The 25,571-nt window shown below is 61.0% G+C and carries 25 protein-coding genes; 5 read left to right on the forward strand and 20 right to left on the reverse strand.

Annotated features, from left to right (window positions below):
* Window positions 1–303 precede the first annotated feature (303 nt).
* Window positions 304–723, forward strand: coding sequence for a DUF1844 domain-containing protein (locus QM007_RS08095; RefSeq protein WP_283489485.1), 420 nt, complete (start codon window positions 304–306; stop codon window positions 721–723).
* Here QM007_RS08095 and QM007_RS08100 read toward each other — a convergent pair.
* The 7 genes from QM007_RS08100 to QM007_RS08130 form a co-directional block, all read right to left on the reverse strand.
* Window positions 720–1,640, reverse strand: coding sequence for an SseB family protein (locus QM007_RS08100; RefSeq protein WP_283489486.1), 921 nt, complete (start codon window positions 1,638–1,640; stop codon window positions 720–722). The two genes, QM007_RS08095 and QM007_RS08100, sit on opposite strands and share 4 nt — an antisense overlap.
* Window positions 1,640–2,371, reverse strand: coding sequence for a bifunctional 1-(5-phosphoribosyl)-5-((5-phosphoribosylamino)methylideneamino)imidazole-4-carboxamide isomerase/phosphoribosylanthranilate isomerase PriA (priA, locus tag QM007_RS08105; RefSeq protein ID WP_283489487.1), 732 nt, complete (start codon window positions 2,369–2,371; stop codon window positions 1,640–1,642). The genes QM007_RS08100 and priA overlap by 1 nt, the downstream gene beginning before the upstream one ends.
* 54 nt (window positions 2,372–2,425) lie before the next feature.
* Window positions 2,426–2,596 (reverse strand): CG2302 family histidine operon protein, encoded by a 171-nt coding sequence (locus tag QM007_RS08110; RefSeq protein WP_167752239.1) that lies wholly within the window; start codon window positions 2,594–2,596, stop codon window positions 2,426–2,428.
* A 3-nt stretch (window positions 2,597–2,599) separates the two neighbouring features.
* Window positions 2,600–3,280: an imidazole glycerol phosphate synthase subunit HisH gene (gene hisH, locus QM007_RS08115; RefSeq protein ID WP_283489488.1), complete on the reverse strand. Its 681-nt coding sequence runs from the start codon at window positions 3,278–3,280 to the stop codon at window positions 2,600–2,602.
* Window positions 3,280–3,912: an imidazoleglycerol-phosphate dehydratase HisB gene (gene hisB, locus QM007_RS08120; RefSeq protein ID WP_283489489.1), complete on the reverse strand. Its 633-nt coding sequence runs from the start codon at window positions 3,910–3,912 to the stop codon at window positions 3,280–3,282. Before hisB ends, hisH begins: the two co-directional genes overlap by 1 nt.
* A 53-nt stretch (window positions 3,913–3,965) precedes the next feature.
* Window positions 3,966–5,075: a histidinol-phosphate transaminase gene (locus tag QM007_RS08125; RefSeq protein ID WP_283489490.1), complete on the reverse strand. Its 1,110-nt coding sequence runs from the start codon at window positions 5,073–5,075 to the stop codon at window positions 3,966–3,968.
* A gap of 75 nt (window positions 5,076–5,150) precedes the next feature.
* Entirely contained in the window at window positions 5,151–5,753 is a 603-nt protein-coding gene (locus QM007_RS08130) for a LysM peptidoglycan-binding domain-containing protein (RefSeq protein WP_283489491.1), read from the reverse strand.
* Window positions 5,754–5,971: 218 nt separating this feature from the next.
* Here QM007_RS08130 and lexA point away from each other — a divergent pair, with 218 nt between their 5' ends.
* The gene (gene lexA, locus QM007_RS08135; RefSeq protein ID WP_283489492.1) at window positions 5,972–6,688 is read left to right on the forward strand and encodes a transcriptional repressor LexA; all 717 of its coding nucleotides are present in this window, start codon (window positions 5,972–5,974) and stop codon (window positions 6,686–6,688) included.
* Window positions 6,689–6,702: 14 nt separating this feature from the next.
* Here lexA and QM007_RS08140 read toward each other — a convergent pair whose 3' ends face one another.
* Both QM007_RS08140 and hflX read right to left on the reverse strand, forming a co-directional pair.
* Window positions 6,703–8,739 (reverse strand): ATP-dependent DNA helicase, encoded by a 2,037-nt coding sequence (locus QM007_RS08140; RefSeq protein ID WP_283489493.1) that lies wholly within the window; start codon window positions 8,737–8,739, stop codon window positions 6,703–6,705.
* On the reverse strand, window positions 8,736–10,340 hold the full coding sequence (gene hflX / locus QM007_RS08145) for a GTPase HflX (protein ID WP_283489494.1): 1,605 nt from the start codon (window positions 10,338–10,340) through the stop codon (window positions 8,736–8,738). Before hflX ends, QM007_RS08140 begins: the two co-directional genes overlap by 4 nt.
* Window positions 10,341–10,427: 87 nt before the next feature.
* Between hflX and QM007_RS08150 the strand changes: the two genes are divergently transcribed.
* On the forward strand, window positions 10,428–11,033 hold the full coding sequence (locus QM007_RS08150; protein ID WP_283489495.1) for a class I SAM-dependent methyltransferase: 606 nt from the start codon (window positions 10,428–10,430) through the stop codon (window positions 11,031–11,033).
* Here QM007_RS08150 and QM007_RS08155 read toward each other — a convergent pair.
* Genes QM007_RS08155 through miaB form a run of 4 tightly spaced genes read right to left on the reverse strand, consistent with a single transcriptional unit; the run spans window position 10,935 to window position 15,122 of the window.
* Window positions 10,935–11,651 carry a class I SAM-dependent methyltransferase gene (locus tag QM007_RS08155; protein WP_283489496.1) on the reverse strand — a complete coding sequence of 239 codons (717 nt, stop codon included), beginning with the start codon at window positions 11,649–11,651 and terminating at the stop codon, window positions 10,935–10,937. The two genes, QM007_RS08150 and QM007_RS08155, sit on opposite strands and share 99 nt — an antisense overlap.
* Window positions 11,652–12,608, reverse strand: coding sequence for a diaminopimelate epimerase (gene dapF, locus QM007_RS08160; RefSeq protein WP_283489497.1), 957 nt, complete (start codon window positions 12,606–12,608; stop codon window positions 11,652–11,654).
* 36 nt (window positions 12,609–12,644) lie between these two features.
* Entirely contained in the window at window positions 12,645–13,607 is a 963-nt protein-coding gene (gene miaA, locus QM007_RS08165; RefSeq protein ID WP_283489498.1) for a tRNA (adenosine(37)-N6)-dimethylallyltransferase MiaA, read from the reverse strand.
* Between the two features lie 3 nt (window positions 13,608–13,610).
* Window positions 13,611–15,122, reverse strand: a complete 1,512-nt coding sequence (gene miaB / locus QM007_RS08170; protein ID WP_283489499.1) for a tRNA (N6-isopentenyl adenosine(37)-C2)-methylthiotransferase MiaB — start codon at window positions 15,120–15,122, stop codon at window positions 13,611–13,613.
* Window positions 15,123–15,156: 34 nt separating this feature from the next.
* On the opposite strand from miaB, the gene QM007_RS08175 reads away from it, so the two are divergent.
* Together QM007_RS08175 and QM007_RS08180 are read left to right on the forward strand one after the other, a co-directional pair.
* The gene (locus QM007_RS08175; protein ID WP_283489500.1) at window positions 15,157–16,245 is read left to right on the forward strand and encodes a hypothetical protein; all 1,089 of its coding nucleotides are present in this window, start codon (window positions 15,157–15,159) and stop codon (window positions 16,243–16,245) included.
* 81 nt (window positions 16,246–16,326) lie between these two features.
* Window positions 16,327–17,550, forward strand: a complete 1,224-nt coding sequence (locus tag QM007_RS08180) for an aromatic amino acid transport family protein (RefSeq protein ID WP_283489501.1) — start codon at window positions 16,327–16,329, stop codon at window positions 17,548–17,550.
* A 65-nt stretch (window positions 17,551–17,615) separates the two neighbouring features.
* On the opposite strand, the gene QM007_RS08185 is transcribed toward QM007_RS08180, so the two are convergent.
* The 7 genes from QM007_RS08185 to QM007_RS08215 form a co-directional block, all read right to left on the reverse strand.
* The gene (locus QM007_RS08185; protein ID WP_283489502.1) at window positions 17,616–18,617 is read right to left on the reverse strand and encodes a regulatory protein RecX; all 1,002 of its coding nucleotides are present in this window, start codon (window positions 18,615–18,617) and stop codon (window positions 17,616–17,618) included.
* Window positions 18,618–18,712: 95 nt separating this feature from the next.
* Window positions 18,713–19,819 carry a recombinase RecA gene (gene recA, locus QM007_RS08190; protein WP_283489503.1) on the reverse strand — a complete coding sequence of 369 codons (1,107 nt, stop codon included), beginning with the start codon at window positions 19,817–19,819 and terminating at the stop codon, window positions 18,713–18,715.
* Between the two features lie 210 nt (window positions 19,820–20,029).
* The gene (locus QM007_RS08195) at window positions 20,030–20,245 is read right to left on the reverse strand and encodes a DUF3046 domain-containing protein (protein WP_283489504.1); all 216 of its coding nucleotides are present in this window, start codon (window positions 20,243–20,245) and stop codon (window positions 20,030–20,032) included.
* Window positions 20,246–20,347: 102 nt separating this feature from the next.
* A complete protein-coding gene (locus QM007_RS08200) occupies window positions 20,348–20,797 on the reverse strand; it encodes a helix-turn-helix domain-containing protein (protein WP_283489505.1) in 450 nt (149 codons plus the stop codon).
* Window positions 20,798–21,001: 204 nt separating this feature from the next.
* The gene (locus QM007_RS08205; protein WP_283489506.1) at window positions 21,002–21,544 is read right to left on the reverse strand and encodes a CinA family protein; all 543 of its coding nucleotides are present in this window, start codon (window positions 21,542–21,544) and stop codon (window positions 21,002–21,004) included.
* 6 nt (window positions 21,545–21,550) lie between these two features.
* Window positions 21,551–22,153: a CDP-diacylglycerol--glycerol-3-phosphate 3-phosphatidyltransferase gene (gene pgsA, locus QM007_RS08210; protein WP_283489507.1), complete on the reverse strand. Its 603-nt coding sequence runs from the start codon at window positions 22,151–22,153 to the stop codon at window positions 21,551–21,553.
* An 81-nt stretch (window positions 22,154–22,234) separates the two neighbouring features.
* A complete protein-coding gene (locus QM007_RS08215; RefSeq protein ID WP_283489508.1) occupies window positions 22,235–25,495 on the reverse strand; it encodes an FtsK/SpoIIIE family DNA translocase in 3,261 nt (1,086 codons plus the stop codon).
* Between the last annotated feature and the right edge of the window lie 76 nt (window positions 25,496–25,571).

Genomic DNA, 25,571 nt, shown 5'->3' on the forward strand with positions numbered 1-25,571 from the left:
CCGGTTGCGGCTAGCAAGCGGAGGCTCCAGTTACCTACCCGCACTTGAGGGAGCGGACGCCGGCAGGCGGCGCTGCTACCATTTTTGCTTCCCAGAGGGAGGCTGCGGGTGCTGACCCGGTCGCCAGAGTTGGCGGCAGCGGGTGGGAACCTGGGTTCCACTTGCAAACAGCTCTTAACATTACTGGGTTAGGGGCGGTTTTTCAAGGGTTTTGGCTGTTTTTCTTGGGGCGGACGTCGGTGGTCGGGTTGAGTGTGACGGGCGATTCACGCTCGGCGGGGTTGGTGTGAGATTCTAGTAACCATGAGCAACGAAACTAGCTACCGTTTTGAAGAGTCCTCTGAGCAGGGCGAGGCACTGCCTGAAGGCCTGACTGCCGAGCAGGTTGAAGAAGTTAACGCCCAGATGCGCGATATCGCTGAGGTGCCCGCTGTTGAGGTGATCACCACCTCTGCTGTTCACCTGATGAGCGCTGCTGCCGTCAAGTGCGGCCTGGCTGCTGAAGAGAACGCCGAAGACCTCAAAGATCTTGATGAGGCTCGCAAGCTGATTACCGCCCTGGCAGGTTTCGTTACCGCTGCGGCGCCCGAGATTGGTTCACAGCACGCCGCTCCCCTGCGTGACGGCCTGCGTTCCCTACAGTTGGCCTTCCGCGAGGCGTCTCCCTACCCAGATGCCCCCGGCAAGGGCCCCGGCGAAAAGTTCACCGGGCCGGTCTTCTAAGCCGACGCCAGGGCAATCTGTACAGAGTCAGCCTGCTCGGCGATGACCCGGTTCAGGGCGAGCCCCTGCTGGAAGGTCTGCACGATCTGGTTGACCTGCTCCTGGGTAAGGCCGGGCCGGAGCTTGAGCATAATCTTGAGTTCTGGCCCGTGCCCGCCGCCTGCGAGCACGCGTCCGCTCGCGGTCTGCGAGTACACGCCGGTGCCGGGGCCTGCCTCAACCGCGACAACAGCTGACAGGGGCGCAGCAATGTTGCTGAGTTCCTGGGCAACCTGCTGGTTACGGTAGGAGGGCACCCATTCTTCGCCCTTGGCAATGGCCCAGAAGGCGGGGCGGCGGAGCACGAAGGTGAGGTCAGCGCCCGGGTCTACCACGATGAGCTGGTTGTCATCTTCTACGGCTGACAGGGCGGTTTTGCGCATGTCAGCGGCAACCGGGCGAGCTAGGTCGTGCCAGGCGGTGAGCGCGTCCACGTTAGTGAAGACCGGTAGGGCACGGCGTCCGTCCGGAGCCTGAATACTGACCAGGGCCATATCCGATTCTTTGTCTGAGACTAGCCCCTGCTCGGTAATTTCTGCCTGTGATAGTTGAGCCACCACGGGTGCGAAAATGCGCACTGAGCGTAGGGCGTCAACCACGGCAACCTCATCGACCTTACCGGCTTTGAAAGCTTCAAGAACCTTGAGCAGGGCGGGGTCAGTTTTTCCGTCGTCGCCGGGGAACTGGTGGGTGTGGCTGGTTCCCTCCCCCAGGTTGCGCCCTTCCCAGGGCTGCCCGCCGGTATCGGTTTTTTGACCGGCGGACGCCAGCTGGGCAGCGATATGTGCAGGTAACTCCCGGCGGGGTGCGCTGGGGTCTCCGGGGTTGCCGTGCCCGTGGGTGTGGGCGCGGTGCACGCGATCTGAAAAGTCTGTCACTAGGGGCGACCTGCGACGTCGAGTGCCTGGGCCAGGGTGAATTTGCCGGCGTAGAGGGCCTTGCCGGTGATAGCGCCCTCAACTCCGTGGGGCACCATGGTGCGCAGGGCTGCGATGTCGTCCAGAGTTGCGATACCGCCGGAGGCGACCACCGGCTTATCGGTGCGCTCAGCAACCTTGCGCAGAAGTTCCAGGTTGGGGCCCTGCAGGGTGCCGTCCTTGGTGACGTCGGTGACGACGTAGCGGGCACAGCCGTCGTCATTCAGGCGGTCGAGAACCTCCCAGAGGTTGCCGCCTTCTTTGGTCCAGCCGCGGGCAGCCAGTACGTCCCCGCGGACATCCAGCCCAACAGCGATAACATCGCCGTGCTCGGTGATGACCTTGCGGGTCCACTCGGGGTTTTCGAGGGCAGCGGTGCCGAGGTTAATGCGGGCGGGGTTAAGCGACAGGGCTCGTTCCAGGGATTCGTCGTCGCGGATACCGCCCGACATCTCAATCTTGATGGAAAGTTCCTGAGCTACCTCAGTCAGAATCTCGATGTTGTCGCCGCGGCCAAAGGCAGCGTCGAGATCGACCAGGTGCAGCCACTCAGCACCGGCATTCTGCCACTCTAGGGCAGCTTCAACGGGGGAACCGTAGTTGGTTTCCGATCCGGCTTCGCCCTGCACCAGGCGCACGGCCTGGCCGTTGGCTACATCGACCGCGGGCAACAGTTCGAGACGATCAGTCATTGTTCTCTCCTTGGGAGTAGGTCGGTAAAAATCTAGGTCTAGGGGGGCGGCGGGCTAGCTGTAGTTCATCACGACGTACAGGCCGTACCCGGCAAAGGCTAGGCCCACCAGCAGCAGCACCAGCTGAGCTACCCAGGTAATTTTTTGCTTGTAGAAGGAGTAGGCTCCGCCGATGAACATCATGCCTACGGTCATGAGCAGTAGCCCGGACGTTGTAGCTGACATACCCTACTTCGCCCCGTCTAAACGCCCGGTTACAGGCAGGGAATTGATCCAGTTCTTGAGCAGGCGGATGCCAGCCTCACCCGACTTTTCGGGGTGGAACTGGGTGGCAGCTAGGGGCCCGTTTTCGACCGCCGCGATAAAGTCACCGCCGTGGTGAGCCCAGGTAACCTGCGGCGGCAGCATGGCTTCGTTGTTCTGGTCGAAGGTCCATTCTTGCACCCCGTAGGAGTGCACAAAGTAGAAGCGTTCGTTCTCAATACCGGCAAAGAGCCTAGACCCTTCAGGTGCACGGACGGTATTCCACCCCATATGGGGCACAACCTCGGCTTTGAGCTTCTCAACGGTGCCAGGCCACTCGCCCAGGCCATGGGCTTCAACTCCGTGCTCAACGCCCTTGTCGAACATGACCTGCAGGCCTACGCAGATACCGAGCACGGGGCGTCCGCCCGCAACGCGCCTGCCAATCATGCGGATAGCATCTGCTTCTTTCAGGCCGTCCATGACGGCCTTGAAAGCGCCAACGCCAGGTACGACCAAGCCGTCTGCACCCAGCACGTCTGTCTCCTTGCGGGACAGCACCACGTGGGCGCCGGCTTCTTCAAGGGCGCGGACGGCTGAGCGCACGTTCCCTGCCCCGTAGTCAAGGACGGTGACGGTGGGCTTCTGCTGTAAAGTCTCGCTCATTAGAGGGCCCCCTTGGTGGAGGGGATGCCGGCGTGGCGGGGGTCGGGCTCTACTGCCTGACGCAGGGCGCGGGCGAGAGCCTTGAACTGGGCTTCAGCGATATGGTGGGGGTCGCGCCCGCCCAACAGGGTGATGTGCAGGCAGATACCGGCGTGATAGGCAAAAGCCTCAAAGACGTGGCGCACCATAGACCCGGTGAAGTGCCCACCAATGAGGTGGTATTCGAAGCCTTCGGGCTCGCCAGTGTGGACCAGGTAAGGGCGGCCAGAAATATCGACCACGGCAGAGGCAAGAGCTTCATCAAGGGGCACGGTGGCAGTACCGAAGCGGCGGATGCCTGCCTTATCGCCCAGGGCCTGACGGAGAACCTCACCGAGCACAATGCCGGTGTCTTCAACGGTGTGGTGCACATCGATGTGGGTATCGCCGGAGCATTTGATGGTCATATCAATCAGGGAGTGCTTAGACAGGGCGGTGAGCATGTGGTCATAGAAGGGAACGCCAGTGTCGATGTCTGAGACGCCGGTGCCGTCCAGGTTAATTTCGACGCTGACGGAGGACTCGCTGGTGGTGCGCTCCATCTGTGCGATGCGGGGGCCGATGCCAGTGGATGATTCGGTGGGAACTACCATGTCTGTCTCTTTTTCTGAAGGTTCTTGCCGGGGTGAGGATGGGTGCGGGGCGCTTACCGTTCGAAGGTCTGCACGTAGTCGGTGAGGTGGTCTAAGAAGGCGCTGGTCTCTGCTTCAGTACCGGCGGTAACGCGCAGGTAGCCGGGGATTCCGTTATCGCGCACCAGAACGCCGTGCTCCAGCAGGTAGGCCCAGGCGGCTTTTTCGTCTTTGAGACCGCCGAAGAATACAAAGTTGGAGTCTGAGACAGCGGGCTCTAGCCCTAAACCGGTCAGGTGCTCTACGATACGGTCGCGCTGGGCGCGGATGTCGTCGACGTTGGCCAGCAGCTGGGTGCGGTGGCGCAGGGCTGCAATAGCGGTTGCCTGGGTGACAGCTGAGAGGTGGTAGGGCAGGCGGACCAGGCGGACGGCATCCGCCACAGCAGGGGCAGCTGCAAAGTAGCCCAGGCGGGCACCAGCCAGAGCGAAAGCCTTGCTCATGGTGCGGCTCACCACCAGGTTAGGGCGACCGTGCAGCAGGGTGAGGGCGTTTTGGGTGCGGTGCTGAGCGAACTCGGCATAGGCCTCGTCGACCACGACGATACCGTTATAGGCGACAACGGCATCGTAGACAGCCTCAATGACATCTAGGCCCAGACCTGTGCCTGTGGGGTTGTTGGGTGAACAGAGGATGACAATCGAGGGCTTGTGTTGCTCAATTTGCTCAACCGCCGATGCTGCAGTCAGTGAGTAGTCGGCTGCGCGGGTACCGGCAATAAAGGCTGTGTTGGTGCCATCTGCCAGCAGGGGGTACATGGAGTAGGTGGGCACAAAGCTCATGACCGAACGGCCAGGCCCGCCGAAGACCTGCATAAGCTGCTGAAGAATCTCATTGGAGCCGTTGGCTGCCCAGATGTTCTCGGGAGTCAGACCGTGCCCCAGGTAGTCTGCTAGCTCCGCCCTGAGGGTATCGAACTCGCGGTCGGGGTAGCGGTTGAGGGTTGCGGCAGCCTCGGCCACATCGCGCTTAATGGCCTCGATGACTTCTTGCGGCATGGGGTGGGTGTTCTCGTTAACGTTGAGGGTTACCGGAACATCAATCATAGGTGCGCCGTACGGTGAACGGCCCCGCAAATCTTCGCGCAGGGGCAGGGTTTCGAGTGCTGTGGTAGTTTCGGTCACTCCCCTAGTGTAGCGACCTAGCCCCGTACGCTGCATTCTTGTTTCGCAGTCTGGCATAGGGCACCGCTCTTTTTCTTATTGTGACCGAGTGTAGACAGGTACCTCAAGAACCTGACCGGGAACCAGCTGTGCGCTGGTGAGGTCGTTAATCTGCATGATGCGATTGATGACGTCTCGATTGTCTTCACCGGGTGCCACATCTGCTGCGATGGTCCAGAGAGTATCGCCGTGCACAACGGTGACCGTTTGGCTAACCGGAACAACAGGTTCGACAGTGGCACTCTTAGCTTCGCCGGGTGCAAGGAAAGTCAAAGCACCGAGAACCACAAGAGCCACGAGAGTGAGTAGAGGCAGGCCCCTAAAAACCAGGCGCCCCCGGCGGGTCAGATGGATTTTCTGGCGCTCCTTCTTCGCACTCTGGGGTGGTTCTACTACTGCACTAGGTTGCTGCGCCGAGCCAGAAACAGCAGGGCGGGAAGGCAGATTCCGCAAGGAAGCTACAGGTTCAGGGCGAGCAGGCACAGGTGCCGCAAAACGAATACGGTACTGGGGTTGTCGCAGTGCCCCGGCTGATGCGGGTACCTGCGGGTGCTGGCGGACGGTAAAAGTAGCAGCCTGATCAAGGGGCTTCTTCAAAGAAGTACGAGCCATAAACTCGGGCAAGGCGATGGTGCTCATAAGTCTTTCTCCTGATTCACGCTCAAACATTCAACCAAAAGTCGAATCTTTGTTCTAAAATTTCTTCGTATCTATGTTCTATCAGAAAAATCGAACATAGTCGAGAAAAATTAGAACAAATGTTTGAATAACCTGTTTGCTTGGCATAGTCTTAGAAGACCACTTGATAGTGAACACCGGGTGGCTGACATTTTAAGAACCAACAGAGACGAGATACCGTGAGCGAACGAACTCCGCAGACTCCGGCAAGCCCGCCCCACAAGGGCTCTCGCCCCCTCACTGCCCGCCAGAAAAAAATTTTGAGCGCCATTTCAAGCGCTATTGATGAGTACGGCTACCCGCCGTCTATGCGTGAGATCGGCGACCTTGTAGGTCTCGCTTCACTCTCATCTGTTACCCACCAGCTCTCTCGCCTCGAAGAGATGGGCTATATTAGGCGCGATCCCAAGCGTCCTCGCGCTATTGAAGTTCTCACCGGCGAGACCTCCCCCGAAGAAGCAAAGCCTGAAACCAGCGTCATCGCCCTGCCGATTGTGCCCACCTTCGCGCAGACCGACGATAACCTCGCTACCGTTCCCCTGGTGGGCCGTATTGCTGCGGGCTCGCCCATTGCCGCTGAGCAGGCAATTGAAGACGTCATGACGCTCCCCCGCCAGCTCGTAGGTCAGGGCGACCTCTTTATGCTGCGCGTCAAGGGGGACTCCATGGTCGATGCTGCGATTTGCGATGGCGACTGGGTGGTAGTGCGTGCCCAGAACACCGCCCAGAACGGTGACATCGTCGCGGCTCTGCTCGACGACGAGGCCACAGTGAAGACCTTCCGCCAGCGCGATGGTCACACCTGGTTGCTGCCCCAGAACACCCAGTACGAGCCCATTCTGGGCGATAAAGCCACCATCATGGGTAAGGTCGTCTCCGTACTGCGCAGTCTCTAAGACCTAGCCTCTAACTAGTCGATTGACTGCTTGAGGCGCTCGAGCGCCCCCAGCACGACGTCCTTGCGGGTAGTAGTCCAGAAGGGCGGAAGGGACTTCACCAGGTAGGAGCCGTAGCGCTGAGTAGCGATGCGGGAGTCAAGGACGGCCACAACTCCCCTATCACCCACAGACCTCACTAGACGCCCTGCCCCCTGAGCCATACGGACCGCTGCGTGGTAGGCAGACACAGCCATAAAGCCATTGCCCCCGGCAGCTGCTACCGCCCGGGTACGGGCCTGCGACAGCGGATCATCAGGGCGGGGGAAGGGAATACGGTCCATCATGACCAGGCGGCAGGAATCCCCGGGTACATCCACGCCCTGCCAGAGGCTCATGGTGCCAAAAAGGCAAGAATCGGTATCGTCGGTGAACTCTTTAACCAGGGCACGCAAGGAAGACTCCCCCTGCAGAAGAATATTGAGGTCGGTTCGTTCCCGTACATACTCGGCAGCTAGTTCTGCCCCGCGTTTTGAGGAAAAGAGCCCCAGTGCACCGCCGCCCGAAGCCGTCACCAGTTCCACAATCCGGTCCAGCTGTTCCAACGAGACTCCCCGCCCGGGTTTGGGCAGGTCAGACGCCAGATAAAGAACTCCCTGCTTGGGGTAGTTGAAGGGTGAGCCCACGTCGATACCGTCCCAGCGCGGAGAGTCCTTACCCATCAGCCCCAGGGCACCAGCGGCGGCATCAAAACTTTCTCCCACTGTCAGTGTTGCGGAGGTGAGCACCACGGTACGGTTTTCGAAAAGACCCTCGCGCAGGTAACCAGCGACCGAGATAGGGGCGATATTCAAGGTGGCAGGGTCGTCATCGGCAGCAGCGACATAGCCCTTGCCAGGTTCCCAGGAACCGGTACGAGACACCCAAATCACCTGATACAGAGGGTCAGCGGTCAGCATTTTCTCGGAGGTTTCGTGTACTTCGGTCAGAGCCGCCCGGGCCATCTGACGTCCGGCGTCGCCGTCCTTGTCGCCACTCTTCGTATCGGTGAGGGCCTGACGCGCTGCATCACGCACGCGTTCCATGGCAGCGGCAACCCGGTCAGGCAAGCCCTTGGGCATCATCTCGGCGGGCACCCCGTTGAGAGAATCGTCAAGAGCGAGCGCTGCCTGTTCTAATGCCTTGTGGTCGGCGTCCGTATGCCGTTTGAGACTGCGGGCGACCTTGGTAATAGCGGCCGGCGAGAGTGCCCCGGTGACAGCGCCGGTGACGCGATCAGCCAGTTCGTGGGCCTCGTCGATGATGGCGATGTCGTGGTCGGGCAGCACCGCAGCGCCCTCAAAGGCATTAATCGCCAGCAAGGCGTGGTTGGTAATGACGATATCTGATTCAGTAGCCCTGGTTCGAGCCATCTCGCTGAAACACTCTTCAACCAGGGGGCATTTTTTGCCCAGGCATTCTGAGGCGGTGACGGCTACCTGCCGCCATGCCTTATCGCTCACGCCTGGCAGCAACTCGTCGCGGTCGCCGGTGTCGGTGGTCTGCGCCCATTCGCGAAGGCGCACAACCTCCTCCCCCAGTTTTCCGGCGGGGCCGGTGGAACCGGTAGCGGCATCCATATCGAAAAGGGCATCGCCGTCGTCCTCGGGGTAGCCGCCTTCGAGCTTATGCAGGCAGACGTAGTTGTTGCGGCCCTTGAGAATAGCGACGTCGGTTTCATGCTCGGGTTCATCGCCCAGGGATTCCAGCAGGCGCGGAATATCGCGGTTGACAATCTGCGATTGCAGGGCCAGCGTTGCGGTAGCTACCACGATAGGTTTTTCTGCTGTTTGGGCAGCATGAATGGCGGGTACTAAGTAGCCCAGGGACTTACCGGTACCGGTGCCAGCCTGCACCAGCAGGTGTTTTTCGGTGTCGAGAGCGCGGGCTACGTGGGCTGCCATGGTCCGCTGGCCGTCGCGCTTCTGGCCGCCGGAGCGCTCCACGACGGTGTCGAGGAGCTGTAGGACGGGCTTGGCTCCGGGCAGGGTCTCTAGCTCCTGCCCGGTGGGTGCGGTGACGTGTTCGTTCATGCGCGCTGAGTTTCAACCGCCCCTGAGGCGATAGCTTCGTCGATTTCAGGTTGCAGTACTTCAAGAAGGTCTTCTTCGAGCACGTACTCAGTAAGGTCAGAGGCAACTTCTTCGCGCACTAGTGCCTGAACGTAGGTGCCGTCTTGCACAAAGGCAGTGCGCAGAATCTCGGCGTCCCACTCGTGCAGACGGGATACCACGCCACCTGCTGAGAAGGGTACCAGCAGGTTGAGTTCAATGGAGGGGCGGGGAATGGTGTCCGCAATCTTCTGCTGTAGCTCCTCAATTCCCTCACCGGTACGGGCTGAGACCACAACGTGGTTGGGTTCTTTCTGCCGCAGGCGCTCAATGACGAAGGGGTCAGCCGCATCTGCCTTGTTGAGCACGATGATTTCAGGGATGTTCTGGGCATCAACCTCGGTGATCACCTGGCGGACAGAATGGACCTGCCCCTCGGGGTCGGGGTGGGAGACATCCACAACGTGAACGATCACATCAGCGTCGGCAACTTCCTCAAGGGTGGAGCGGAAGGCCTCCACCAGCTGGGTGGGCAGGGCGCGCACAAAGCCGACGGTGTCAGAGAGGGTGTAGCCCACGCCGTCCGGAGTCTGGGCCTTACGCACGGTGGGGTCCAGGGTCGCGAAGAGGGCGTTTTCAACCAGCACGCCGGCGTCGGTGAGGCGGTTGAGCAGGGAGGACTTACCGGCGTTGGTATAACCGGCAATCGCAACGGACGGCACCCGGTTACGCTTGCGGTTCAGACGCTTGGTCTCGCGTGCAGGAGCCATGGCCGCAATCTCTCGCTTGAGCTTGGCCATGCGGGCGCGCAGACGGCGGCGGTCCATTTCAATCTTGGTTTCACCGGGGCCGCGGGAACCGATGCCTTCACCACCGGCGGCACGGCCACCGGCCTGACGGGACAGGGAGGCACCCCAACCGCGCAGACGCGGCAGCATGTATTCGAGCTGGGCCAGCTCAACCTGGGCCTTACCTTCACGCGACTTAGCGTGCTGGGCGAAGATATCAAGAATCAGGGCGGTGCGGTCAATGACCTTGACCTTGACGATATCTTCAATAGCACGGCGCTGGGAGGGGGCCAGTTCAGCATCCACAATCACGGTATCGGCGCCGGACGCCTCAACGATATCTTTGAGTTCCAGCACCTTGCCGGAGCCCAGGTAGGTGCCCGGGTCTGGCTTCAGACGACGCTGCACCAGACCGTCCAGAACCTCTGAACCGGCAGTCTCAGCCAGTGCCGCCAGCTCACGCAGGGAATTCTCAGCTTCTTCCAGAGTGCCCTCTGACCAGACGCCTGCCAGTACAACGCGCTCTAGGCGCAGCTGGCGGTATTCGACCTCGGTAACGTCATCAAGCTCGGTGGAGAGGCCCGCTACACGGCGCAGCGCTCGACGCTCTTCAAGATCTACCTGGTCGCCGTCGTATTCAGAGTGTTCACGCTGGTTATCTGAGAGTTCGCGGGCCCTTTCATCGAGCACACTACCGTTGCCCGCTGCCCGCCCCAGCACGCGGTCTACCGTGAGTCTCAGCTGTTCATCTGAGGGAAGTTTAGGGTCATTGCTGGGGTTTGAAGTCTCGGTCATAGTACCTTTCGAGGTGGTTTGAGGCGTCCTTCTATTCTAGCTTTTCCGGGGCGGTAAGGGCAGGGGCTTAGCGTAGAATGAACGTCTATGAGTAGCGCGCACTATTTTTCTGAAAACCCCACCGGAGATTTCTCACCCCAGCCCGTAACTGTTGAGCTGGGCGGACGCCGGGTGCAGGTTCTGACCGCTTCCGGCATCTTTAGCCCGGGTGGGGTTGATAAGGGAACCCGTATTCTCCTGGATGAGGCCCCCGCTCCGCAGGGGGTGCGCATGCTCGATATCGGGTGCGGTTGGGGCCCAATTACCCTGACCCTGGCTATGGCAGCGCCTGATGCTGAGGTCTACGGGGTCGAGGTGAACTCCCGCTCTGCCAAGCTTACCGAAATGAACGCTGAACGCCTGGGCCTGACCAACGTGACGGTCTCAGCCCCCGATGCACTCGATGAGTCGCTGACCTTTGACACCATCTGGTCTAACCCGCCCATTCGCGTAGGTAAGGACGTGCTACACGGTATCATGCACACCTGGCTGCCCCGTCTTACTCCCGGCGGTACCGCCTACCTGGTCGTTCAGAAAAACCTGGGCTCAGACTCTCTACAGAAGTGGTTGGCCGCTGAGTTCCCCGAGCTGGAGGTAGCCCGCTACGCTACCTCGAAGGGTTTCCGAATTCTTGAGGTGCACCGCCCGGCGTAGCACCATCACCGCATCGGGTATGGTTGCGGGTTCGCCCTCGGGTGAGGTGATATCCCGAGCCCACTCTTCAGCCAGCACAATCTCAATATCGTCGCGGCTGTGGGTGAGGGCTCGTGCCTCTTCGGCAGCCTTCACCATTCGAGCCCTGTGCTTGCGGGCGTCCTCGGGGTCTGCAAAGGAGGGCGCACCTGCGTGCGCCACCGAGATAAGCTCTCCACCGGGTTTCAGCAGGTCCAGGGCCGCTGCAAGCAGGGGCAGGCGGTCAAAGTCAGCGTAGGACTGCAAGAAGCTAGTGACAATCAGGTCAAAACGCTGGTCGGTAGACCAGTCGGTGAGATCAGCGTCGATAAAGCTGGCCTCCAACCCCTCGGCTGCCGCGCGGGCGCGAGCGCGCCCTACCGCGACGTCCGAAATATCGATGCCGGTAGCCTGCCAGCCTCGGGCTGCTAGCCAGAGCACATCCCCGCCTTCGCCGCAACCAAGGTCAAGGACGGTGCCGGGGGCGCGGTCGCCGATGAGGGTAACGAGTGAGGCGTTGGGCTTGCCCGACCACATCTGTTCCCGCTCTGAGTAAATCTCGTTCCAGAGTTCCCGGTTGTTTTCTACGTTGTCAGCCATTTAGCCCAGCAGAACCTTACCGGTCATGGCGGCCGGCCCTGCCAGGACGACGTGTTCAAGGTTGTCGGGGCCCAGTACGAAGGTGACGGCGAGGGTTCCACCGGGTACGCGAACCAACCACTCGTCGGGGGCGTCCTCGCCACCCCAGAAACGGGTAGCGGCAGCGGCGGCGCAAGCGCCGGTACCGCAGGAGAGGGTTTCGCCGACGCCGCGTTCGTGCACGCGCATGCGAATTGAACCGATGTTTTCGGTGGCGGGGTCGCCGTCCTCTGCTGAGATTTCTTCCGGGACGACGAACTCTACGTTGGTGCCTTCAGGTGGGTTGGGGGAAACCTTGGGGGCTTCGTGCAGGTTGAGGCCGTCGAGCTTGCCGTCGGTGCCCAGCATGACGACGGTATGGGGGTTGCCCATGGTGATGGACAGGGCCCCGCGGGGAGTGCGCAGGCCCTTGGCGGTCACCTGAGCGTCGGTGCCGTTATCGCGGGCCATGTCACCATTGATGAAGCCCCAGGGGCCCATGTCGATGGCGTAGCCGTCTTCGGTACGGCCCACGGCCTTGATACCGGCGCGGGTGGCGATGAGCAGGCGTCCGCCCTCTTCGAGCTCAACCAGTTTTTCGGTCAACAGGTAGTCCACAAAAGCGCGCACGCCATTGCCGCACATCTCGGCGATCGAGCCGTCGCCGTTGCGGTAGTCCATGAACCAGATAGCTTCGGGGGTCTCTTCCAGCAGGTGGGAGGCAAAATCCAGGTGCTCGGTCTTGACCGCGCGGATAAAGCCGTCGGCGCCGATGCCGAAGTGGCGGTCGGTCACCTTGGCAATGAGCTCAGCCGGCAGGTCAAGCTTAGCTTCGGGGTCGGTGACGAAGATGAAGTCGTTGCCGGTTGCCTGGCCCTTGGTGAGGGTCTTGCCGCTCAAATCGCCCCAGACGGGGGTTTCTACGGTGTGGGTTGCCACGGGTTTTGCCTTTCCGTTGTGGGGCGCTTTTTCTTCTTAGTCTAGTGCCTGGTTGCCGTTGACGAGGGCCAGGGCTTCTTCAAGCAGGATGGGGCTGGACCAGTCAAGCCAGTGCACCCGCTTATCTGCCCTGAACCAGGTGAGCTGGCGGCGGGCGAACTGGCGGGTGGCGGTGACGGTATCGTCAACTGCCTGGGCGACAGAATATTCCTCACCAGCAGGCAGCAAGCCGCGGGCGGCGTCCAGAACCTTGAGAAATTCCCGGTAACCGATAGCGGCCGGAGCTGTCTTGCCCTGGCGCAGCCCCTGAGCTTCAAGAGCCTCAACCTCAGCCAGCAGACCGGCTTCTTCCATGGCAACCACCCTCTCGTACAGTCGCTGGTGCAGCTGCGCGCGGTCGCCGTTAAGACCAATTTGCAGGGCAGGCTGGAAGTAGGTGCGGGTGGGCATGAAGGACGAGAAGGGGCGACCAGTCACCTCAAAGACCTCAAGAGCGCGCACCAGGCGGCGGTCGTCCTTCACCCGCTTTGCTGATTCGGGGTCAACCGCACGTAGGCGCTCAAGCAGGGGGCCGGGGCCGGACGCCGCCAGCTCAGCTTCCAGCCGGGCCCGCACAGCCGGGTCGGTGTCGGGAAATTCCAGAACGTCCAGGGCAGCGCGCACATACAGGCCGGAGCCACCGACCAGTATCGGGTAGTTCCCGCGAGCGCGAATCTCATCAAAAATAGCCCTAGCCTGAGCCTGGAAAGTAGCGACCGAGGCTTCTTCGGTAACCTCCAGGGTATCGAGCAGGTGGTGGGATACCCCGCGCATTTCCTGGGCGGTGACCTTGGCAGTGCCAATGTTCATGCCCCGGTAGAACTGCATGGAATCAGCATTAACGCATTCCCCGCCCAAAGCCCGTGCCAGCTCAATAGCTAGGGCACTCTTGCCTGAGCCGGTGGGGCCCACCACGGCGATGATGGGCAGGGAGCTGCTGCTGGCGTCCTTCTCAATCACAGCTTAGAGAGCAGGCTTGAAGGTGGGGAAGCCCAGGGATACCGGGGTGCCGGGCACCTGGGTGGTGCCGGTGCCGCAGGAGTCAGCCTGGGCACGATCCCAGGCATCACCGGCGCGGGAACGACGTACCGAGTACTGCTCTGCGGTGGGGTCGGAAATCAGATGGAAGGAGCCGGCCTCGGTGATGGGCAGGGTGACCAGGTCGCCGGGGCGGGGCACCTCGCAGCCTTCGGGCACGGTGAAGTGCACCAGGCGCTGGTCGCGGGCCCGGCCCGATAGGCGGCCGGTCTCCTCGGCCTTGCGGCCAGATTCTGCGGTCACCATCAGTTCCACGGTCTTACCCAGCTGCTTGCGGTTTTCTTCACCGGCGATGCGGTCCTGCAGGGCAATCAGGCGCTCGTAGCGCTCCTGCACCACAGCCTTAGGCACCTGGTTGGGCATGGTCGCAGCCGGGGTGCCGGGGCGGATCGAGTACTGGAAAGTAAAAGCGGACGAGAAACGGGACTCTTCGACCACGCGCAGGGTCTCCTGGAAGTCCTCTTCGGTTTCACCGGGGAAGCCGACGATAATGTCGGTGGTGATGACGGCATCGGGAATGCGCGCGCGCACCTTCTCCAGAATGCCTAGGAACTTCTTGGAGCGGTAGGAGCGTTTCATATCTTTGAGCACCTTGTCAGAGCCGGACTGCAGGGGCATGTGCAGCACGGGCATGACGTTGGGGGTTTCGGCCATGGCGTCGATGACGTCGTCGGTGAACATAGCCGGGTGGGGGGAGGTAAAGCGGACGCGCTCCAGCCCCTCGATCTCGCCGCAGGCTCGCAGCAGCTTCGAGAATGCCTGGCGGTCGCCAAAGCCTACGCCGTAGGAGTTGACGTTCTGGCCCAGTAGGGTCACCTCGATAGCGCCGTCGTCGACCAGGGCCTGCACTTCTGCCAGAATCTCGCCGGGGCGGCGGTCTTCTTCCTTACCGCGCAGGGAGGGCACGATACAGAAGGTACAGGTGTTGTTGCAGCCCACAGAGATAGAGACCCAGCCGGAGTAGACGTGGTCACGTTTGGTCGGCAGGGTGGAGGGGAAGACCTCCAGTGCTTCGAGCAACTCGGCCTGGGCCTCGTTGTTATGACGGGCTCGCTCCAGCAGGGTAGGCAGGGAGCCAATGTTGTGGGTACCGAAAACCACGTCAACCCAGGGGGCCTTCTTCAAGATGGTGTCCTGATCTTTCTGCGCCAGGCAGCCACCTACAGCAATCTGCATACCCTCGTTCTCACGCTTGACCGGGGCCAGCTGGCCCAGGTTACCGTAGAGCTTATTATCGGCGTTTTCACGCACAGCACAGGTGTTGAAGACCACCAGGTCGGGGGTGGTTCCTTCTTCAGCTGGCACGTAACCTGATGCTTCGAGCAGGCCGCTCATGCGCTCTGAATCATGTACGTTCATCTGGCAGCCAAAGGTGCGCACCTCGTAGGTGCGGGTCTTCTGGTCTGCGGTGGTTTCGGGGTTCACGTCAATACTCACCCATACAGTCTACTAGGTTGCTATTCTGGGCTCTATGCCCTCTTTCCACTCAGGTACTTGGTCTAGCTCACTGCTGGAGCACGCCATTGCCGTATACAGCCCTCGCCCCACCGACCAGCCGGTGTCCTCGGCGGCCTTCGGCAGGCTAGCTCAGCACCTGCTTGAGGAGGGGCTGCGGTTACTCCCTGCCAGTGGCAGCGGCGGTGAAATTACCGGGGTAGAGATCCTCTCAGCCGGTATGCGCTCTGTGGTGCTGCGCCTTGGGATTCCTGGCTTTGCTGAGCCCTCTGTGGTGCTCAAATATTTTCGGCGCAAGGATTCAGCGACTAATTCCGGCGGTTTTAGCTATCTGCGCGAAAAGCACGGCCTTGCTGCCCTGAATCAGGTTGCACCGGGGCTCTACCCCCGCCTGCTGGCGTCCGATGACACAGCCAGACTCTTGATTCTTGAGGACCTCGTCAGCAGCAACTCCACGGTCAGCCTGGGCGACATCTTACTCTCTTCCGGAGCGGACGCCGCACCCCACCGGGCCCTGACCGCATGGGTAGATACCTGGGCTAGTATCCTCCGCTCCCCCGCCCAGGCTGCCGCCCAGGCGTCTTTCTCAGCTGAGCTTGCGAGAGCCGATGCGCGGGCGTCTGCCCCGGGTTCCCTGCCCTCACCCCAGCTAGCCTTTAGGGGCCTGAACCTGCTAGCTGAAAGGCAAGGAGTTGCGGTAGAGTCGGCTGAATTCGCTCAGATGGAGCAGGCCGTGACAAGCATTATCTACCCGGCACCGAGCGAGAGGGTGCTGTCGTCCGGAGACTTCTCTCCGGCCAACCTGCTGCACCGAGCCGCTCCTGTACCTGGGGTTCACGGTATCGATGCTGAGGGTACCTGCTGGCACCACTGGGCACTACCGATAGCCGAGCTTCTGCTAGGCTTCCCATCCTGGCCCGAGGGCCCCCTCCCACCAGTATTAGTTGCCAGCCCGACCTGGCAGACGAAAACCCAAGACTTCTACCAGCGCATCGCTCCCCGCCCCCAAACAACCCTCAACCGTGACGAGCAGGTAGCAGCAGCAGCCCTCACTATCCAAGCAATCTTGGCAGAACAGGCCACCGGGCAAGACCGGTCACAATAGCCCCTCTGTGCCCTACCGGGAGTACTATCTACTTCAGGACATCACACCGTACACCCCCTTCCCCTACTCCTAAGGACCCCTATGTCTCAGCCCACCTCTTCAGGGTCAGTCACCTATCAGCGCCCAGCCCCAACCCTCAGCGTTCTTCAAGGTATTGCGCTCATCTTCGGAACCAACATCGGCGCAGGCATCCTCAGCCTACCCTACGCCGCCCGTCACGGCGGCTTCCTAGCGCTCGCAGTTGCCCTCACCGTCGCGGGGCTGCTGACCACCTTCTCCATGATGTATATCGCCGAGGTCTCCCAGCGCACCAAAGAACCACTACAGCTCTCGGGTCTTGCTGAAAAGTACCTGGGCCAGGCTGGCCGATGGGTTATCTTCTTGGCCATCATGGTCAACTCCATCGGCGCCCTCATCGCCTACGCGGCCGGGTCCGGCTCCCTACTGAATAACCTCACCGGTCTACCCCAGCTCGCTGGCACCCTGCTCTTCTTCGCGCTTGGTTCCTTCATCATGTTCAAGGGCCTGCACGCCACCGGCCTGGTCGAAGGTCTCATTACTACGGGTATGGCAGCAATTATTCTCGCCCTATCCCTCTGGACTATTGTGGGCCCCGGCATCACCCTCTCTAACCTGGTAGAGTTTCGCCCTTTCTTCATCGTGCCGATTATGAACCTGGCGGTCTTTACCTTCATGGCCCAGTACGTGGTACCTGAACTGGTACGCGGGCTTGGCGATACCAACCCCAGGGCTATTCCTACCGCCCTAGTCGGCGGCATGTCAGCCACAGGCTTCACCTTAGCCCTGGTCCCCTTCGTGGCTCTGGGGCTTCTCGGTGATGATGTCTCTGAAGTTGTTACCCTCTCCTGGGGTGAGGCCCTGGGGCCGCTGGCCTACTACCTGGCTAATATCTTTGCCCTGCTGGCCATGTTTACCTCTTTTGTAGCTATTGGCTACACCGCTATGCGTAACATCCTCGACATCACCCGTTGGGAAGAACACGGTCCGCTTCGTCTTGCTGCTGTTGGCCTCACCGTTCTGCCGCCGCTGGCTATCTCTATTGCCGGCCTGGGTGGCTTCGTTTCCGCCCTGTCCTATGCCGGTGGTTTTGCCGGTGCAGCCATGTCTATCTTGCCGGTGCTGATGCTCCGAGCTGCACGGCAGAAGGGCGAGCTGGAGCCTGTCTGGAAGGTAACCTGGCAGGCTCATCCTCTTGCCCAGGGAATCCTGATTGTGACCTATACGGTTGCCTTTATCTATTCGGTTGCCGCCATTTTCGGTCTTCTGCCTAACGGCTGGTCCTAACCGGTTACCGACCAGATAGGAGCTGGGGCGCACGATACACACCTGTGTACCGTGCGCCCCAGCTTTTAGTCATAGGAGAAATAGCTATCTTCTGAGGCCATGCCCATCTCGCAGGCATAGGCCTCAACTTCTTCGCGCACCACGCTAAAAGCAAGACCAGCCGGGTAGCCCTTACGGCCCAGCATAGCCACCAGGCGACGCATGACCTTCTCTTTCTCAGCCCTGTCCCCCAGGTTCATGGAGGGGCGCAGTTTTTTGCGCACCAGCTCGTGGGCGTCAGCGCGCTCGTCCTCCTCGGTGCGCTGTTCTAGAGCTATTTCGGCAAGCTCACCCTCAACCCCCTTGGTTTTCAGTTCCCGCCGGATAGCCGACCGCGACAGCTTCTTCACGTTCATTCGAGTACGCACATACATGTCGGCGAATTCAGCGTCGTTGATCAGGTTGACCGCCTCAAACCGGTTTAGGATATCCTCAATAACCTCCGCCGAGATTTCTTTCTCAACCAGCTTTTTCTCCAGCATGGCCCGGGACTTAGGCGACGCAGCAAGCTGATTCAGCACAATATTTTTAGCCCGCGTGAACTCACTTTCCGGCTCTTTTCCGCCCCTGCCCCGTTTCTCGGGCATAGGAGTAACCCCCTGCACCAGCATCTCTTCGTCGGTGACCGGCTCGTTCAGGGCTGAACCTTCACGGAAGAGCGGCTGGGAGCGCTTGCGCTGGGGAGTTTCGTTATCAGGGGCGGACGCCGCCCCGATGGCCGGTGCGAAGGGAGAGCGGGCAGCGTATTTGGCGGGCGGTTTGCGGAACCCTTTTTTGAGGTTGGGGTTGCGACGGCTGGTGTATTTGCTCTGACGGGCTGGTTCCGCAGCCTCGGCTACTTCCCCATCGTCACGGCTGCTGACCGCTGCGGCTGATGCTTTACCGGTGTAGGGGGTAGCGGTTCGCGTGCTGGCGTAGGCGCCAGACTCCCCCGGTAGATCCTGGGCCAGGCCCTGTGCCGCCGGGTGCCAGGCCGGGTACTCCTCAGGGGCAAGAAAATCTTCGACTCGTGGGTTTTCTGCGCTCACATTCCCCTCCTACTACCTACATCGTGTCATATCGAAAGCCGCCACCACCGGGGGCTTTTCCCGGTAGTGGCGGCTACTAGCTCGCTGTCATGAGTTTAGAAGTTCTCAGAGATATCATCGAGCGGGTCAACAGAGGTGCTGGGCTCTACCTCGTCCAGCTCTTCCTCGTCACCCTCAATGATGCCGAGCTTGACCATGGTCTTGTACTTGATCTCTTCGGTCAGTTCGGGGTTGTCCTTGAGGAAACGGCGCACGTTTTCCTTACCCTGCCCCAGCTGATCACCCTCGTAGGTGAACCAGGCGCCGGACTTCTTGACGACGTTGTGCTCAACAGCCAGGTCAAGAATACCGCCTTCAACCGAGATACCCTCACCGTAGAGAATATCGAATTCAGCCTGCTTGAAGGGCGGAGCCATCTTGTTCTTGACGACCTTAGCGCGAGTACGGTTACCAATGGGGTTAGCGCCATCCTTGAGGGTCTCAATACGGCGAATATCGATACGTACCGAGGCGTAGAACTTCAGAGCCTTACCACCGGTGGTGGTTTCAGGTGAGCCGAAGAAAACACCAATCTTTTCGCGCAGCTGGTTGATGAAGATAGCGGTGGTGTTGGTTGCTGACAGGCGGCCGGTAATCTTACGCAGGGCCTGGGACATCAGACGGGCCTGCAGACCCACGTGGGAGTCACCCATTTCGCCTTCAATTTCGGCGCGGGGCACCAGAGCGGCAACGGAGTCAACCACGATGATGTCGATGGAGCCTGAGCCCACCAGCATATCCATGATTTCCAGGGCCTGTTCACCGGTATCGGGCTGGGAGACCAGCAGGGCGTCGGTGTCTACACCCAGCTTGGCCGCGTAGACCGGATCAAGGGCGTGCTCAGCATCAATGAAGGCTGCAATACCGCCGGCCTTCTGCACATTGGCAACAGCATGCAGGGCGACGGTGGTCTTACCGGAAGATTCAGGGCCGTAGATTTCTATCACGCGGCCGCGGGGCAGGCCGCCAATGCCGAGGGCGGCGTCCAGGGCCAGAGCGCCGGTTGAAATAGTTTCAACCTTGCTGGCTTCGCGGTCACCCAGACGCATGACGGAGCCCTTGCCGTAGTTCTTATCAATTTGGGCAAGGACGGCCTCAAGTGCCTTTTCGCGCCCTTCGGCGGGTACTTGACCTACTGACTGCATGCGAGCTTTCGCTGCCATGTATGTTCCTCATTTCTTATCGCGGTACGAGAGTTCTTCTCTGGCTACCACGGTAATACCTAGGGCTGACACTTTAAAGGTTCAGCACGAAGATTTTGAAAATCTGTGGATAACCCGGTTATGTGTCGCGGACTGCCGGTCGTTTGTTCACAAGCCTACAGGAATTCGAACACATTTTCTATTAAGTACGAATGATTTTCTAGCCTAGTGCTAAGGCTCAATATCAGGCCCCAACTGCCGTTCCACAGGAACGTCCTGCACCCGGCAAATAGCCAGCCATACCTCGCGCACGTTGGCGCCGGCGTCCAGAGCCTGCTGGGCCGTCAAATCCCCGAAGTCCCCGGGCACCAGATCACGGGCCAGATGGCGGGCATAGACCGAACCAAACTCATGGTCCATCGCTGCCCAAAATTCACTGAGCTTCATCTTCTTCCTCCCTCCACAGTACACAGACACCACAGAACACAAAGAGAGCCGAGCCCTCGCGGGGCCCGGCTCCATCTCTTAGTTACCTAAAGAGCGAATCGTCTAACGAGCTGCCAGGGGACGCTCGACGGCGGGAATATCGCGGCTTGAGGTTGCGGCGATACCGTATTCGCGCTTGAACTGTTCTGAGAACTCAGCGGGCACAGTATCGGGTACCGAGAAGCCTTCTTCAACAGCCATACGGGCTGAGACTTCGGCCAGCATAGCTGAGAGGGAGATGTTCAGTGCCTGGCAGATGGAAGCCAGCAACTCCGATGAGGCTTCCTTCTGGCCGCGTTCGACCTCGCTGAGGTAGCCCAGTGATACTCGGGCTGAGTGGGAAACTTCGCGGAGGGTGCGGCCCTGGCGCCGGCGAACATCGCGCAGAACTTCGCCGATAGCGTGGCGGAGCAGGATTACTTTACCGGTGTCGTGGGCGGGGGCAGCGTTCTCAGTCTGACCCACATCCTTCCAACGGACGACACCGTTCACGGATACGGGCTGCTTAGTCATTTTTATACCAATCTCCTGGTTGTCGTGCTCCCGTTATATCAGGAGCGTGTGTTTTTCAGCCTAGCGCATTGTGGCGCTTTCGTCAGCTGACCTCAAGAATATTTCGTTTACTTACGACTTCTTTTCCTTACATCTATCTAACCCCACAGGGCTGTGTTTTCATTCCCTGTTAGCTGAAAAATTCATCTGAAAAAGTCTGAGAGTTTACGCCGCAGTTTCTGCAACAAACTCTGTGAGCAGGTCCAGGGCGTCTTGAGCCGCCTGAACGCGAATCTCTGCCCGGTTGCCCACATAGTTTTTTTCAAGCACGCGGATGCCCCCGCTGCCCGGGTGCGCCACCGCCAGGTAGACGCGCCCCACCGGTTTTCCATCGCAGGGCTCAGGCCCGGCGGCACCGGTGGTGGCTACACCAAAGTCAGCCCCGCACACCCGGGCGGTTCCCTGAGCCATCGCGATCGCGACGTCGGGGTCAACGGCGCCCCGCTCAGCTAACAGGTCAGCAGGTACCCCCAGCACAGAGGCTTTGACCTCGGTGGCGTAGGAGATAACTCCACCCCGGTACACCGCAGATGCCCCGGGAACGGTGCAGATGAGCTGGCCCACCATACCCCCGGTCAGGGATTCTGCCGTTGCCAGCTGGGCACCGGCGTCCGCCCCCTTCTGTGCCCCATCAGCTGCGCGAGCTACCGCAACGGCAACCAGGCGGGCAGCAGCACGCTCAAGCTCCTGGGCCCTTATCTCTACCATGCCAGGCTACTTCCCCTGGGCCGCAAAGTAGTCGCGGCGCAGCTGCATGGCCTTGATGACGTAGTCGATACCGGTCACTACGGTTACGACCACCACGGCAGCCATGACCAGGTAGCCGGGCCATAGGGCCCAGGAACCGAGCTGGCCCAGCGGCAGAATCATCAGCACCAGAGCCACCGTCTGCAGCACGGTCTTGAGCTTACCGCCCTTAGAGGCAGCCATGACCCCGTACTTGATAATGAACAGGCGCATCACCGTGATACCCCACTCGCGCACCAGAATCACGATGGTGACCCACCACCACAGCTCCCCCAGCGTGGACAGCACCACGAAGGCCGCCCCGGTGAGCAGCTTATCGGCGATGGGGTCAGCGATTTTGCCGAAGCTGGTAATCAGGTTGTTTTTGCGGGCCAGATAGCCATCGAGCCAGTCGGTAATCATGGCCAGCACGAACACGGCGGCTGCCCACCAGCGTAGGCTCAGGTTGGCCTCGCCGTGGGGCCCGCCGGCCCAGAGGGCCCAGACGAACAGAGGAACCATCACAATGCGCAGGGCGGTCAGCGCATTCGGGATGTTCCAGTTAGAAGCGGTTGCGGTCTGGTCGGCCACGGTGTTCTCCTTAGGGTGGTTCCGCCCCGCTCACGATAAGCGGGGCGGACGCCGTCGGTTGGGTCTGGCGGGGGTGGCCGGCTAGCGGCCGGTCAGGTTCCAGGCGTCCTCGCTGTCGGGGTCGTCCGCCTCGTCGTAGTAGTCAACGGCCTGCGGCACCCCGTCGTTCATGTGGGCTACGGGACCCCCGCCGTAGGGGTCGCTGTCTGCAGGGGCCGGGGGCTCTTCACCACGAATCTTAGCGAGAACGGCGGGCAGGTCATCGGGCTGAACCAGCACATCGCGGGCCTTCGAGCCTTCAGAGGGACCAACAACTTCACGGGATTCGAGCAGGTCCATGAGGCGCCCTGCCTTAGCAAAGCCCACGCGTAGCTTGCGCTGTAGCATGGAGGTCGAACCGAACTGGGTGTTGACCACCAGTTCGGCTGCCCGCAGCAGGTCGTCCAGGTCGTCCCCAATGTCGTCGTCAATCTTCTTGGAGGGGGCAGCGGCGATCACATCGTCGCGGTAGACCGCTGGGGCCTGCTTCTTCACATGCTCCACGACCTCGTGAATCTCAGATTCGCCCACCCAGGCGCCCTGCACACGCATGGGCTTCGACGCACCCATGGGTAGGAAGAGGGCGTCACCCTGGCCGATCAGTTTCTCGGCACCGGGCTGGTCGAGCACCACGCGGGAGTCGGTGACCGAAGATGTCGCAAAAGCCATGCGGGAGGGCACGTTGGCCTTGATCAGGCCGGTGACCACGTCAACGGACGGACGCTGGGTTGCCAGCACCAGGTGAATACCGGCGGCGCGGGCCAGCTGGGTGATACGCACGATGGACTCTTCCACATCGCGCGGGGCAACCATCATCAAGTCGGCAAGCTCGTCCACAATCACCAACAGGTAGGGGTAGGCCTTAATCTGACGCTTAGAGCCGGGTTCCGGCTGAATCTTGCCGGCCTTAACGGCCTTGTTGAAGTCGTCCACGTGCTTGTAGCCGTAGTGGGCAAGGTCGTCGTAGCGGGCGTCCATCTCTCGCACAACCCACTGCAAGGCCTCGGCGGCCTTCTTGGGGTTGGTGATGATGGGGGTAATCAGGTGGGGAATCCCCTCGTAGGCGGTGAGCTCCACGCGCTTGGGGTCAACCATAATCAGGCGTACCTGATCGGGGGTTGAGCGCATCAGAATCGAGGTAATCATGGAGTTCACGAACGAGGATTTACCGGCACCGGTAGCACCTGCCACCAGCATGTGGGGCATCTTAGCCAGGTTAGCAATGACGAAGCCGCCCTCGACGTCCTTACCCACACCCATGACCATGGGGTGGTCGGTAGCGTGGGCCTTGGCAGAGCGCAGCACATCGCCCAGCACCACGATTTCGCGGTCGGTGTTGGGGATTTCGATACCGATAGCGCTCTTACCCGGAATGGGCGAGAGGATGCGCACGTCGGCTGACGCCACGGCGTAGGCGATGTTCTTGGACAGGGCGGTGACGCGCTCTACCTTGGTGCCGGGGCCCAGCTCAATCTCGTAGCGGGTGACGGTGGGGCCGCGGGAGAAGCCGGTAACTTCGGCGTCCACGTTGAACTGCTGGAGCACGTTGGTCAAGGCATCGACCACCTGCTCGTTAGCTTCGGAGCTTTCCTTGGCGGGCGGGCCAGCCTCGAGCATGGACTCGGTGGGCAGGGTGTAGGAGCCGGTCGACGACTCCACGACCAGCTCGCCACGCGGCTGCTCGGTCCGTTCTGCCACGGTGTTGTTTTGCAGGCGGGCGGACGCGCGCTCGGCAGCAGGGCGTTCAGCGGCAGGACGCGCCGGAGCCGCTGCACCCGCAGCACCTGCACTAGCAGCACCGGCAGCAGCCGAGCCGATCAGGGCAGCACCCAGTGAAGCGGCAGAAGCACTCCCCTTTCCGGAGCGGGGCGCGGCGGGAGCTGATGCGGAGGCAGGTTCCGCTGCAGGAGCAGCAGCCGGTCGGCTAACAGGCTGAGGCGCAGCAGTCTCGGGCTCAAAGCCATCACGGTCTGCTTCTACCGGTTCAGGGCTATAGCCGTGTTCCGCGGCAGCCTGACGGGCCTGGTCAAGGCGCTGGGCGGGGGCGTCCGAACGTTCCTGCTCTGCGTAGCTGGCCGCGAGCTCGTCCTCGCTCTCCCACAGGCCCTGGTCAAAGAGCTCGCCCTGTTTCTTGGCGGCCTTAGCCGCTGCTTTCTTCTCTTTACGGGTCTCCTTACGGGGGGCCTCAACGTCAAAGGCTTCTACGGGGCGGGCAGCGTTCTGGGAAGCACGGCGGGAGGCAGCAGGAACCTGCTCAACGCGGGCGGTTTCAGGTTCAGCGTCGTAGCCGTCCTCAATAACGGCGGTCTGGTAGGCTTCGTCCGCCTCGTAGCGGTCAAGTCTGCGGTTCTTCTCTTCGCGGGGGCCAAAGCCCAGCCAGTTCAGCAGGCCGCCGCGGCGGCGGGGAGCCGGGGCGGGGGCGTCCTCATAAAGATAGGAGCGGTCGTGTTCGCCATCCAGCACGCGGGTTTTGGTATCGTCCTGGGTGCGGGAGGCACGGGAAGGACGCCCAGCATCGGCTACCGAGCCGTGAGGCTTTTCGCCCAGCAACAGGCCGAAAATATGCACGACCTTGGGCCAGATTTGGCGCAGGGGCGTATCGGTTGCCACCAGCAAACCGGCCAGGAAGACCAGGGCAATCACAAGCCATTCGAGCAGATTCACGCCGCCCACGACACGGCTTGCAGGGGTACCGATGAGCACGCCCACGGTACCGCCACCGCCCCAGAATTCATCAAAGCTCGATGAGAAGGAGGGGTAGCCGGCGACCTTGGCACCCATCATGGAGGCCGAAACCGTCATGATGGTAAAACCGATGGCGATACGGTTGTTGGCGCGCACCTCCAGCGGGTGGCGGAAGATTCTGATAGCAAAAATCAGACAGAGAATAGGAATCAGTAGGGAGCCCTGACCGAAGAGGCCGCCCACGGCGATATGCCACAAGTGCAGGGGCCACTCGTACCAGGCAAGGTTGGCGGGGTCAGCTCGCCAGCCCCACCACTCCACGCCCGCGGTAAGCAGGCCAATAGCCAGAACCAGCAGGGCACCGCCGTCCCGGCGTTCGTGCAGTTCGATGTCGGTGCGGAGCTCGCCCATCCGGCGCACAGCACCGCCCACGGTAAAGGCTAGAGACTGCCAGGCTCCCACCAGGGCGCGCACAAAGGCGTTGCTCTCCTGAGGGGGCGCTGACGTGGCTTTACGGCTTCGACCTTGAGCGGAGGTTGAGCGACGTGAGGACGTCTTGGAGCGGCTCCCCGTAGAGCGGGGAGCTGATTTACTCGATGCAGACTTTCGCGGAGCCATTCTTCCCAATACTGGTTGACGTTGGTATGCGTTTAAATAGCTTACCCGGCAGCAGGTAAAACTGCCGCCGGGTATG

Origin of the sequence: Rothia sp. SD9660Na (assembly GCF_030064065.1) — a bacterium.
Taxonomy (GTDB): Bacteria; Actinomycetota; Actinomycetes; order Actinomycetales; family Micrococcaceae; genus Rothia.

What these genes read in the sequence shown, in the direction of transcription:
- QM007_RS08215 (WP_283489508.1), bottom strand. Translation starts at nt 25,495, where the DNA reads ATGGCTCCGCGAAAGTCTGCATCGAGTAAATCAGCTCCCCGCTCTACG.
- priA (WP_283489487.1), bottom strand. Translation starts at nt 2,371, where the DNA reads ATGACTGATCGTCTCGAACTGTTGCCCGCGGTCGATGTAGCCAACGGC.
- QM007_RS08150 (WP_283489495.1), top strand. Translation starts at nt 10,428, where the DNA reads ATGAGTAGCGCGCACTATTTTTCTGAAAACCCCACCGGAGATTTCTCA.
- QM007_RS08130 (WP_283489491.1), bottom strand. Translation starts at nt 5,753, where the DNA reads ATGAGCACCATCGCCTTGCCCGAGTTTATGGCTCGTACTTCTTTGAAG.
- hflX (WP_283489494.1), bottom strand. Translation starts at nt 10,340, where the DNA reads ATGACCGAGACTTCAAACCCCAGCAATGACCCTAAACTTCCCTCAGAT.
- QM007_RS08095 (WP_283489485.1), top strand. Translation starts at nt 304, where the DNA reads ATGAGCAACGAAACTAGCTACCGTTTTGAAGAGTCCTCTGAGCAGGGC.
- QM007_RS08200 (WP_283489505.1), bottom strand. Translation starts at nt 20,797, where the DNA reads ATGACTAAGCAGCCCGTATCCGTGAACGGTGTCGTCCGTTGGAAGGAT.
- hisH (WP_283489488.1), bottom strand. Translation starts at nt 3,280, where the DNA reads ATGAGCGAGACTTTACAGCAGAAGCCCACCGTCACCGTCCTTGACTAC.
- QM007_RS08140 (WP_283489493.1), bottom strand. Translation starts at nt 8,739, where the DNA reads ATGAACGAACACGTCACCGCACCCACCGGGCAGGAGCTAGAGACCCTG.
- QM007_RS08110 (WP_167752239.1), bottom strand. Translation starts at nt 2,596, where the DNA reads ATGTCAGCTACAACGTCCGGGCTACTGCTCATGACCGTAGGCATGATG.
- QM007_RS08195 (WP_283489504.1), bottom strand. Translation starts at nt 20,245, where the DNA reads ATGAAGCTCAGTGAATTTTGGGCAGCGATGGACCATGAGTTTGGTTCG.
- hisB (WP_283489489.1), bottom strand. Translation starts at nt 3,912, where the DNA reads ATGGTAGTTCCCACCGAATCATCCACTGGCATCGGCCCCCGCATCGCA.
- recA (WP_283489503.1), bottom strand. Translation starts at nt 19,819, where the DNA reads ATGGCAGCGAAAGCTCGCATGCAGTCAGTAGGTCAAGTACCCGCCGAA.
- QM007_RS08205 (WP_283489506.1), bottom strand. Translation starts at nt 21,544, where the DNA reads ATGGTAGAGATAAGGGCCCAGGAGCTTGAGCGTGCTGCTGCCCGCCTG.
- QM007_RS08155 (WP_283489496.1), bottom strand. Translation starts at nt 11,651, where the DNA reads ATGGCTGACAACGTAGAAAACAACCGGGAACTCTGGAACGAGATTTAC.
- QM007_RS08180 (WP_283489501.1), top strand. Translation starts at nt 16,327, where the DNA reads ATGTCTCAGCCCACCTCTTCAGGGTCAGTCACCTATCAGCGCCCAGCC.
- QM007_RS08175 (WP_283489500.1), top strand. Translation starts at nt 15,157, where the DNA reads ATGCCCTCTTTCCACTCAGGTACTTGGTCTAGCTCACTGCTGGAGCAC.